Source organism: Bacillus sp. S2(2024), from assembly GCF_050474045.1.
Taxonomy (GTDB): Bacteria; Bacillota; Bacilli; order Bacillales; family Bacillaceae_G; genus Bacillus_A; species Bacillus_A yunxiaonensis.
The window spans coordinates 3,022,788-3,034,220 of record NZ_JBFLUS010000003.1 but is presented as its reverse complement, the minus strand read 5'-3'; the positions used below and the strand labels follow the sequence as shown (position 1 = coordinate 3,034,220).

Below are 11,433 nucleotides of genomic sequence, written 5' to 3'. Positions count from 1 at the left end.
AGGATAGAAAAGGTTAAGTTTTTGTCGAAGGCCGCGAAGAAAAAAGTAGGGAGTGTGAAATTTATATATTTAATATTAGAGTGGGGTGAATTTGTATGGTGAAATATTGGGGGGAGTTAGAAAATCGTGAAAAGTTTTCTTTGTGTATACAACCTTCTTTATGGTCAGGAAGTAATGATAAGGATTTAGCTTATAAGCAATATACTCCTCATATAGAAGTAACGCTTACGGTGTATAATATGGAACAACAGTCTTCGTTTTCAGACACTATTTATTATGAACTGCAAGATATAATTGCGATTCAAATTGAAGTGGATAATAAAGGGGAAGAGGCTGTTTCTCGTATATGCGTAAGTCATATGATTAGAGATCAATTATCGTATATACCAAATACATTAACGTCCAATAATGGAGAATACGAATTTCTTTTTCAACTTGTTCGCTGGCGTATTGATAACTTATCGCCCAAAGAAAAAGCATGTTTAGTATTGCAAGTAAAAGCTGAGCGAAACAATATATCACCTTCTTTACCTCTTCGTGCTACGTATACATTCCAACACAACCAACAAATGTATGGGCCATTGCAAACAAAACAGGCCCTGCTGATAAAACGATAAAAACGAATTTATTTTAAGTAATTGAATATCGTCTTATATGAGTACAAATAAAAAAGAAGGAAATTATCCATATGCAATAGATAATTTCTTTCTTTTTTGTTGAAATAAACTTTTTAAATGTCATCTCACATTAACGGGCAGTAAGACCCACACCTCAAGAATGAGAGGAACTAAAGATTAGTATTTTAGAACCAAACCTAGAGCGAATGGTTCTAAAAGTAGAACAAACATTGGTGCAGACAGTTCGAAAAAGAGAGGTTATAACATGCTGGAAAGAAAATAAATATGTAATGATTGCAGCAGATAAGGGGCACGAACAATCAACATTAATGAATCGAATTACTAAAAAATTTAACAAAAATATTGCAAGATAATATTGTATACATCACATTTATATTTGGTGGAGCAACATATCCAATAGGGGGAGAATCATTTGAAGTGCTATTAGAGCTAGCACAAATGCGATTATATTAAAATAGAGTCATGTAACAACTGAAATTACAACATTATTATTTCGATACATTTTTTTCATTTTTGTTACAATATATTGTGTGTTTTGTAACAAATCCCTTTAAAAATATGGTTAATCATCATATAATTAACGATGGATGTGTCAGTACATTTTGCACAATGATTTCTCATTAAAAGTGTAGAGCAGGAAAAATCTCTACACTTTTCCTTTTGAAGACAATTGGAGAATAATCGGAAAATATTGCATCGATTCCTTTGTACTGTGTAAAATGAAACAAGTAGAGATAGAAAGATAGAAAGATAGAAAGGGAATGATAGAATGATAGACGTTACGAACCGCCGCTCTACAGTAATTAAGCGGTTGGTTATTGTTGTTATTGCAATCTGTGCTGTAGCAGCAGGGTTTTTTATGTTTCAATCAATTACTTCTCCTGCAAAAGCGGTTGCGAATCAAAAAAATTCCGTTCAGTTTGCAAGTGAACAGCCAAAGGTAGAAATGAAAAAAGTAGCGCCCGAAAAATATAACGGTCAAGTACGTAAAGTAGTATATTTAACATTTGATGATGGACCAAGTGAATTTCAAAAAGAAATTTTAGATATTTTAAAGAAAAATGATATAAAAGGAACATTCTTTATGATTGGTGGGAATATTCCAGCCTATAAAGAGAGTGTGAAGCGCTTAGTAAAAGAGGGGCATTATCCAGGTGTTCATAGTATGACACATAATTATACAAAACTGTATAAAGAAGGTAAGTTTGTTGAAGAAATGAAACAAGCACAAGATATTATGAAAGAGGTAACAGGCATTCACCCAAACCTTGTTCGCTGTCCATATGGAAGTATGCCTGGACTTACTCAAGCGCTGCGCGATCAAATGGCATCTGCTGGTATGAAAGAATGGGATTGGACTGTTGATTCATTAGACTGGAAATTACCGGGGAATCCAAACGGAGTTATCCAAAATGTTGTCTCACACGTTAATACAGAACGAGAAGTTGTTTTAATGCATGAGAAAAAGCAAACAGTGCAAGCTTTACAAACAATCATTGATGATCTTCGTAAAAAAGGGTATGAATTCGAAGTATACGATGAAGCAGATCATTTTCCATTAAATTTCTGGCATGATAATCGCATATAAAATAGGAGGAATTGAAGTTGAAATATAAAAAGGTAGCACTAGTAGCAGTTATATCAATGAGTTTACTTGCAGGTTGCTTCGGACCTAAACCAGAAGAAGAACTATACGTGGCATTTGAGAATGCTGCAAAACAAGAAAAAACAATGTTTGAAGATGCGAAAACATTGGAAACATTAGAAAAGCAAGGACAAGAATTGTACAACCAGATTGTAAAGGACGGAAAAGATAGCAATCAAGTCGTAAAAGAGAAATTAGATCAAGCTATAAAAGTCGATGCAGATCGTGAAAAAGTATTAGATAAAGAGAAAGAAACGTTAGATAAAGCACAAAAAGAAGTAAAAGATGTTGATAAAAATATAAAGAAACTGGAAGATAAAAAACTACAAGAACAAGCAAAGAAAGTACAAGATGCGTATAAAGGCCGTTATGATGCTTTTAACAAAATGTATGATAGCTATAAAAAATCATTAAAATTAGAAAAAGAATTGTATACGATGCTGCAAGCACAAGATGAAAAATTAAAAGCGATTAGTGAGAAAGTAAAAGCTGTAAATCAATCTTATCAAGATATTGATTCTCCAAAAAATAAATTTAATGAATACACAAAACAATATAATCAAGAAAAATTGTCCTTTTATAAGCAAGCAAACATTAAAATAAAAGAAGATAAAAAATAAAGAAGCTTTGGCCAAAACGGCCAAAGCTTCTTTATTTTTTTGTGTAAGTACGACGATACCAAGGAATGGATTCGTTTAATTTTTTTTCTTGTTGAAATGCTTCTTCCCCAATATACTGCTGGAGCATTTTTTTAGCAGATGTTAAGGATAGATGTGTTTTTGGATTTCGATATGCACAATCAAGGCTACCGAGATGTGGAAGATTACGGAAATCATCTTTCGTAGGAGGAATGTGGAAGTAATAATTACCTGCTCGGACAAGAACGTCAGATTGTTGCTGGCTAAAGCGTGGGTTTTTGGAAAAGTGTAAACCTTCTTTCGTAGCTTGCTTTTCTGAAATTAATCGTTCTAAAGCTGTCTTTTTTAACCAATATAAATATTTCGGATTTGTAGCTGATTTTGCATGTCGGTTGACACTGAAAATTGCTTCAGCAAGTTGATGGACCGAAAATTGATTGTAGGAACGAGACTGGGATTGTGAAGATTTCATCTTAGCACTCCTTTCCTGTTTACAGTATCATAATTTAATAAAAGCTAGCAATTCTTCTATATAGAAAGCTATTATATGTATTTTCAATATTAAAGCAATGTTGTGAATAAAAACAACTATTTTGTATAATAGTTATATCTTTCTTTGAAGTAAGGTAATACTTTATTTTATGTAGAGGAAAATATCTGGAAGAATCTCTTATTCATGAACTTAAGTGCTCTTACACTATGTTGGACAGGCCTTTAAAACTTTAAATGATGATATAATGATGCAGAGAAAAGGATGACGAGAGTGTTGAAACAACAATATGGGATTATTGATATTGGATCAAATACGATGAGATTAGTTATTTATGAAAAACAAAATGGTGGCTTTTACAAAGAAATTGAAAATACGAAGGTAGTTGCTCGCTTACGCAACTATTTAGTAGATGGTGTTCTAACTGAAGAAGGAATCCATGTATTGTTACATACTTTGCTACAGTTTCAAGAAAGCACGCGGTTTCACCAGTTACATAAAGTATTGTGCGTAGCAACCGCAACAGTTCGGCAAGCTAAAAATCAAATGGAAATTAAACGTCTTGTTGAAGAACACACTGATTTTCAGATTCGGGTATTGTCTGAGTATGAAGAAGCACGTTATGGATATATGGCGGTTATGAACTCCACCTCTTTCACAGAAGGAATTACTGTTGATATTGGAGGCGGAAGTACAGAAGTTACTTATTTCCAAAATCGAGAAATTATCGAATATTATAGTTTTCCGTTTGGAGCGTTGTCATTAAAGCAACAATTCATTCGTCATGATACACCAACTTCAGAAGAACTTGAGGAATTAAGAAATTATTTATGGTATGAGTTTCAATCGCTTCCATGGCTCAAAGGTAAGAAATTACCGTTAATTGCAATTGGAGGTAGTGCACGGAATATGGTGAACATTCACCAGAATCTAATCTCTTATCCGATTTCTGGATTACATTTATATAAGATGAAGCCAGCTGATATTGAATATGTGCACGAACATTTATTAAGGCTTTCATTTACAGAACTGCAAAAGTTAGAGGGTCTTGCAAAAGATCGAGCTGATACCATTATTTCAGCAGTAGAAGTGTTTAGGATGTTAACAACTATTATAGAAGCACCATCTTTTGTGTTAAGTAGAAAAGGACTACGAGAAGGTGTTTTTTATGAAGAATTAACAAATTCACTTGGGATTACTTATTATCCCAATGTTGTGGAAGAAAGTTTACATTTACTTTCTTATGAATATGAGATGGATATGAATGTTGTGATGCAACTTATGAAAAATGCTATGACTATTTGTAAAGAATTAGAAAAAAGGGGGGTTATTTCCTTTACGCAAGAAGATTGGACTCTGATTCATAGGGCAGCAAAAGTATTTAATATTGGAAAATATATTGATGAAGAGTCAAGCAGCCAGCATACGTTTTATTTGTTAGCAAATAAAACAATAGATGGCATGATGCATAAAGAAAGAATTAAATTAGCATTAATTGCTTCATATAAATCGAAATTGTTGTTTAAACAATGTATCGAACCATTTACAGATTGGTTTGAAAAAGACGAACAAAGAAAAATACGATTATTAGGGTCTATTTTACAATTTTCTGCAGCATTAAATGTGACAAATCGTAATCTTGTCGAATCCATTCATATTGTAAATAACGAAGATGCTCTTGCTTTTTATATTTGCTGTAAGCAATCAGCATTATCCGAAAAAGTACAGGCAGAAAAACAGAAAAAACAGCTGGAAAAAGCTTTAAAAGCAAACATTGAACTATATTTTCACGAAAAACGTTAATTTGTACGAACTTCTTTACAAAAAAATTACATTTCCTTCAAAGGATATTTGGTAAAATGAATATAATGAAATTATATTGATAAAGCTTTAGAGGGAAGTGTGATGGGGAGATGGAAACGGTGAAGAATAGTCTTATAAACTTCAATGATACGGCTTATTATAACAATCGTGAATTAAGTTGGCTTGCCTTTAATGAGCGAGTATTACAAGAAGCGCAAGGTGACTGTAATCCATTATTAGAGAGATTAAAGTTTATCAGTATTTTCAGCTCAAATTTAGATGAGTTTTTTATGGTGCGTGTTGCAGGATTGAAAGATCAGGTAAGAGCTGGATTTAATCAACCAGAAAATAAAGCTGGATTAACGCCGAAACAACAGTTGAAAAAGATTTCAACTAAGGCACATGAATTAATGAAAGTACAGTATGATACCTATCAAAATATTGTACTTCCTGCGTTGAAGGAAGAAGGAATAGAATTATTATCTTTTCACGATTTAACGAAAGAACAACGGGAATTTATTGAAGAATATTTTGATGAGCAGATTTTTCCAGTGTTAACACCTGTGGCAATTGATGCGTACCGACCGTTTCCAATGTTATTGAATAAAAGCTTAAATTTAGCTGCTATTTTATATGATGAAAGACAAACAGTAGAAGAAAATCGAACCAAGCTTGGCATCGTTCAAGTTCCATCATTATTAGAGCGATTTATTTTTTTACCGAATGAAGATAATAGGCAAAAATTCATTTCTTTAGAAGATGTGATTAGTAACTTTACTCATAAATTATTTACGGGATATATGGTATCTGCTGTTACGCGTTTTCGCATTACACGTAATGCGGATTTGACTATTCATGAAGAAGGAGCACGTGATTTATTAAAAGTAATTGAGAAAGAATTAAAAAAACGAAAATGGGGCGCAGCGGTTCGTTTAGAGGTAGGAACAGATAACTTAGATGAACGAGTATTATCTTTATTATACGAAGCGTTAGAAGTAAAAGATGAAGATGTATATATGATTGATGGCCCACTTGATTTAACATGTTTATTTGCGCTTTATAAGAAGTTAGCATCTACATATGACAATTTAATCTATCCAGCACTTATTCCACAGCCACCTCAAGATTTAGGTGATGAAGAAGATGTATTTGAAAAAGCTCTAGAACAAGATATCCTATTGCATCATCCATTTGAATCATTTCAACCTGTCATTGATTTTGTAGCAGATGCAGCAGAAGATCCTGATGTGTTAGCGATTAAACAAACGCTGTATCGTGTAAGTGGAGATTCCCCCGTTATTAAAGCTTTAAAAACAGCGGCAGAAAATGGGAAGCAAGTGACAGTACTTGTAGAGTTAAAGGCTCGTTTTGATGAAGAAAATAACGTTCACTGGGCAAAAGAATTAGAAAAAGCAGGTTGTCATGTGATTTATGGTGTTAGTCATTTGAAAACACATAGTAAGATTACGCTTGTTGTAAGACGAAAATATGGGAAGATTGAACGTTTTGTTCATTTAGGCACAGGTAATTATAATGACGCAACAGCGAAATTATATACTGATTTTGGATACATTACATCACGTAAAGATTTCGGTATTGATGCGACAAACTTTTTTAATTATTTAAGTGGGTATACCATGAAACCCCATTTTCATCAATTATCCGTTGCTCCGTTTGATATTCGTGAGCAATTTATTGAACTCATTGATGAAGAGATTCGTTATCATAAACAATATGGAAATGGTTATATTATTGCGAAAATGAATTCGTTAACAGATAAGCCGCTTATTCAAAAGCTATATGAAGCATCACAAGCTGGCGTGAAAGTTGACCTCATTGTAAGAGGAACTTGTTGTTTACGTCCCCAAATTCCAGGTGTAAGTGAAAATATTCGTGTCATTAGTGTAGTAGGCCGTTATTTAGAACATAGCCGCATTTACTATTTTCACCATAACGGAGAAGAAAAGTTATTTTTGTCGTCAGCCGACTGGATGACGCGCAATATGGAAAAACGTGTGGAAATTTCATTTCCGATTTTAGGGTTCGATATGAAAGCGCGAATTAAAGATATTTTACAACTCATTTTAGATGATAATGTAAAAGCGCGTGAACAAAATGAGTATGGAGAATATCATTATGTAGTAAATGATGATACGCAAGAAATGGAAAGTCAAATGAGACTCTTTCAAATGGCATATACACACACAGAGGAAGAATAAAGTGAAACTTCCTTCTGGGAGCATTTTTTTCCCAGAAGGTTAGTTGAATCAATCGGGCTTTTACGGGCAGTTATCCCCACCTCTCTTCTTAGCTTTTCTCTGCATCTTGAGGTGGGGGGTCTTACTGCCCGTTAATGCGGGATAAAGTGAAACCCCCAACAGTGGATGTTGAATTCTCTATTGATTAAAAGTTTTCACCAATTAGGCGCATATTAGCAATTAACTCTTACCTATCTTCTCGGATTTCTTACAATCTCGAGATAGGAGTTTTACTGTCTAAAAGTAGCGAAACAATAGATTTATATCCTTATATTCTGATGTTTTTAAGTTGTTTATATAATATAGAGAAAAGGCCTCAATATGAGGCCTTTTTCCATAGTTGTTTCTATTTACATTAGTAAAAATACGGTGTTGGATAAGGACCAAAGCAAGGATATGGTGGATAACATGGTCTAGGGCCAAATAGCAATGCTCCACCGAGTACACCCCCTGCAAGACCAGCTAAAAAGGGGAATCCGATAAATGGTAGAAATCGTGAGTCTCCGACTGGACCAACTGGTGCTGAGCGGAACGGAATCGGCTGGTATAGTGGATACATGTTTAAACCTCCTTTATTGAACTCATTGTTATCATATGGAAAAGATAACGTGGATGAGCGAGTACAAGAGAGAATGGTGCGGAAAATAGGCGAAATAAGTTTGGATATTATGTCGATTGTAATGTAAAGAGCGTAATTTCCGGTTTTGCTAAAAATCGAAATGGTACACGGGTTGTTCCAAGACCTCGATTAACATACAATAACAAGTCATAGTTTTTCTTAATATGATAAAAACCTTCAATATAATGTTTTGCAAATGTAGGGGTGATAATGGCGCCAAAGAAAGGGATTTGTACTTGTCCACCATGACTATGTCCAGAGAGTAGTAAATTGACAGGGAAATTTGCAATATGCGGTGCAATATCAGGTTCATGCACGAGAGCAATTGTATACAGATTATTTTGTGCTTGTTGTAAGGTTCCGTGTATGTCAGGTTTTCCAAGCAAGATATCGTCAATACCAAAAATGGAAATTTCACTTCCATCTAATAGGCGGATACGTTTTTCGATATTTTGTAATATTTCAAAACCAGATTGCGTCATGATGTGATGATAGTAATCAGTCCCATATCCACCATGATCATGGTTGCCGAAAATTGCAAATTTACCAAGCGGAGCAATGATATTTTGCAAAATTGATGCAACAAGTGGGGTATTTTCATATGTTTGATAATTATCGATTAAATCTCCAGTAAAAAACACGATATCAGGCTTTTTTTCATTTATTTTTGTTACTACCTTAGAAAGTTGTTGAAGCGAGTAGTAATATCCTAAATGTAAATCACTAAATTGAACCATTTTAACACCGTTAAATCCACGTGGGATAAGTGGAGAACGAATCGTATGATACGTAAAAGAGAGAAGGGATGGTTCAATATATTTTGCATAATAGTAACCCGTTCCGGTCGTTATACAAGTATATAATAGTGTGCGAATACCTTTTTTGATAAAGTTTCTTCTTGTTATATGATTCATGTTTATATGATTCATATTTATATGAGCGAGATGATAGGAATTAATCGTAGTAGAAAGGTGTGATTTGTTAGAATGAGTCGCTACTTATTTTCTCTCCTTTCATTGTTAACGATAGAATAGTATATTTTATTAAAAGATATCAGAAAAATTAAAATTTATAAAGAATTCTGGTGAATAAAGTGATAAAATGAATATGTATTCATTTTTGGGAGGGGATATTGTGAAAGAAAAAGTAGTTGTAATTACAGGTGGTTCAAGTGGAATGGGCAAAGGAATGGCGACTCGTTTTGCCAAAGAAGGAGCGCGTGTTGTTATTACAGGACGCACAATAGAACGATTAGAAGAGGCAAAGAAAGAAATTGAGCAATTTGAAGGACAAGTATTACCTGTACAAATGGATGTGCGTAATACTGAGGATATAAAAAGAATGATTGAAAAAATCGATGAAGAATTTGGACGCATCGATGTACTCGTAAATAATGCAGCGGGAAATTTTCTTTGTCCGGCTGAAGATTTATCGCCAAATGGTTGGAATGCTGTTATTAATATTGTGTTAAATGGTACATTTTATTGTAGTCAAGCAATCGGGAAGTATTGGATTGAAAAAGGGATAAAAGGAACAATTATTAATATGGTTGCAACTTATGCATGGGATGCAGGTCCTGGTGTTATTCATTCTGCATCAGCTAAAGCTGGTGTATTAGCGATGACAAGAACGCTTGCTGTTGAGTGGGGACGTAAATATGGCATTCGTGTTAATGCAATTGCTCCAGGGCCAATTGAGCGTACAGGTGGGGCTGACAAGCTGTGGATATCTGAAGAAGCAGCAAAGCGAACATTGCAAAGTGTACCGCTAGGAAGACTTGGAACACCAGAAGAAATTGCTGGTCTGGCTTTTTATTTATGCTCTGAAGAAGCTGCGTACATAAATGGGGCTTGCATCACAATGGATGGTGGCCAACATTTACATCAATATCCGTTTTAAGGGATGGGATATTTGTGACAAATTTGTGACATATAGAAAGATGGCCTTTACAAGGAACTTGTTTATGGGGTATATTTAAGACCTCTTTTTTCTTCATAGTAGAATTGCTAATTCCCCTTAGCATTTTACCCCTCTAATCCCTTCAGGAAAACTGAAGGGATTTTTTTGTTATTTTTTCTACATAACGTGTTATAATTTTTGAAAAGTAAAAGGAGGGAGTACTATGGTAGATGCATTAGATGTGATGAGTAATTTGGATCAAGTCCTTCCTTATTATCAAGCTATTTTTAGTGCAGATGAACATACTGTAATTGGATATGAAGTAGTAGGACGCATACAAACAGAAGAAGGAATTCACAGTCTTGCTTCCTTCTTTCATGATGATTCGATTCCAGGTGAGTTTCAACTTGAAGTAGATAATATTATTTCAGGAAAAGCATTAGATCGATATTTAGAAACGGATCAATCATTTTTATTATTTTTGCATCGTAATGCAAATATACTGATGAGCGATGAAAGTGAAAGTTTACTACACTTATTATTAACGTATGAAAAGAAAGGATTACGTTTAAATCGTATCGTACTAGAAATAACAGAACATGACTTTAAAGAAGATATTGAACAATTTAATCATTTACTTATGTATTATCGTACATATGGCATTCAGGTTGCAATTAATAAAGTAGGAACAGGAACAAGTAACCTTGAAAGAATTAGCGTGCTAGCTCCTGATATTTTAAAAGTAGATTTAACAAATTTACGTCAAACGGCACTATTACAATCGTATCAGGATATTTTATATTCATTATCACTGCTAGCGAGACGTATTGGTGCAACATTATTGTATGAAGATATTGATGCGTTCTATCAGTTGCAATACGCTTGGAAAAATGGTGGGAGATACTATCAAGGGGATTATTTAAAAGAATTTTCTGAAAATTTGATCGATAAAGACATCTTGAAAGAGCGTCTTGGCAATGAGTGTCATCAATTTATTCAGCATGAAAAACGAAAATTGCAAAAAGTTTATAAACTGACTGAAACGCTTCGAGAATATGTTGGAAATGTATTAGCAAAACAAAGAAAAATAGAAGATTTTAATAAGTGGCTAGTGAATTTTAGTCAACAAGTAACGCATTGCAGCTTCCGTACCTATATTTGTAATGAAGATGGCTTTCAACAGTCAGGAAACGTCATGAAAAAAGACGGAGAATGGGTGTTAATGCCAGAATATTATATGAAGAATTGGAGTTGGCGTCCATACTTTTTAGAAAACATTATGAAACTGCGCTTTGAACAAAAAGGAAGATTGTCTGATTTATATGGGGATCTTGAAACGGGTGAATTGGTTCGAACATTCTCGTTTCCTATTGATGATGAGCATTATTTATTTATTGATTTGTCTTATGAATTTTTATATGAAGAAGATGTTTTATTATAATG

10 protein-coding genes are annotated in these 11,433 nt (G+C 33.9%); 7 read left to right on the top strand and 3 right to left on the bottom strand.

Going from position 1 to position 11,433, the window contains the following annotated elements:
• Window positions 1-95 precede the first annotated feature (95 nt).
• The 3 genes from AB1284_RS15220 to AB1284_RS15210 all read left to right on the top strand — a co-directional run bounded on the left by AB1284_RS15220 (window position 96) and on the right by AB1284_RS15210 (window position 2,903).
• Entirely contained in the window at window positions 96-617 is a 522-nt protein-coding gene (locus tag AB1284_RS15220) for a hypothetical protein (RefSeq protein WP_429754076.1), read from the top strand.
• Window positions 618-1,407: 790 nt separating this feature from the next.
• Window positions 1,408-2,226 (top strand): peptidoglycan-N-acetylglucosamine deacetylase, encoded by an 819-nt coding sequence (locus tag AB1284_RS15215; RefSeq protein ID WP_429754077.1) that lies wholly within the window; start codon window positions 1,408-1,410, stop codon window positions 2,224-2,226.
• 56 nt (window positions 2,227-2,282) lie between these two features.
• Window positions 2,283-2,903, top strand: coding sequence for a YkyA family protein (locus AB1284_RS15210; RefSeq protein WP_429754447.1), 621 nt, complete (start codon window positions 2,283-2,285; stop codon window positions 2,901-2,903).
• Window positions 2,904-2,934: 31 nt separating this feature from the next.
• Here AB1284_RS15210 and AB1284_RS15205 read toward each other — a convergent pair whose 3' ends face one another.
• Window positions 2,935-3,393 carry a YkyB family protein gene (locus AB1284_RS15205; RefSeq protein WP_336481413.1) on the bottom strand — a complete coding sequence of 153 codons (459 nt, stop codon included), beginning with the start codon at window positions 3,391-3,393 and terminating at the stop codon, window positions 2,935-2,937.
• A 282-nt stretch (window positions 3,394-3,675) separates the two neighbouring features.
• Here AB1284_RS15205 and AB1284_RS15200 point away from each other — a divergent pair, with 282 nt between their 5' ends.
• Complete coding sequence (locus tag AB1284_RS15200) at window positions 3,676-5,214, top strand: exopolyphosphatase (protein WP_429754078.1); 1,539 nt, start codon at window positions 3,676-3,678, stop codon at window positions 5,212-5,214.
• 110 nt (window positions 5,215-5,324) lie between these two features.
• A complete protein-coding gene (locus AB1284_RS15195) occupies window positions 5,325-7,433 on the top strand; it encodes an RNA degradosome polyphosphate kinase (protein WP_429754079.1) in 2,109 nt (702 codons plus the stop codon).
• 394 nt (window positions 7,434-7,827) lie between these two features.
• Here the strand turns inward: AB1284_RS15195 and AB1284_RS15190 are convergent, their stop codons facing one another.
• Complete coding sequence (locus AB1284_RS15190; protein ID WP_429754080.1) at window positions 7,828-8,031, bottom strand: hypothetical protein; 204 nt, start codon at window positions 8,029-8,031, stop codon at window positions 7,828-7,830.
• Window positions 8,032-8,138: 107 nt separating this feature from the next.
• Window positions 8,139-9,005 (bottom strand): metallophosphoesterase, encoded by an 867-nt coding sequence (locus AB1284_RS15185; RefSeq protein ID WP_429754081.1) that lies wholly within the window; start codon window positions 9,003-9,005, stop codon window positions 8,139-8,141.
• A gap of 220 nt (window positions 9,006-9,225) precedes the next feature.
• On the opposite strand from AB1284_RS15185, the gene fadH reads away from it, so the two are divergent.
• Complete coding sequence (fadH, locus tag AB1284_RS15180; protein WP_098305717.1) at window positions 9,226-9,990, top strand: 2,4-dienoyl-CoA reductase; 765 nt, start codon at window positions 9,226-9,228, stop codon at window positions 9,988-9,990.
• Between the two features lie 223 nt (window positions 9,991-10,213).
• Window positions 10,214-11,431 carry an EAL-associated domain-containing protein gene (locus AB1284_RS15175; protein ID WP_429754082.1) on the top strand — a complete coding sequence of 406 codons (1,218 nt, stop codon included), beginning with the start codon at window positions 10,214-10,216 and terminating at the stop codon, window positions 11,429-11,431.
• The last annotated feature ends 2 nt before the right edge of the window (window positions 11,432-11,433 follow it).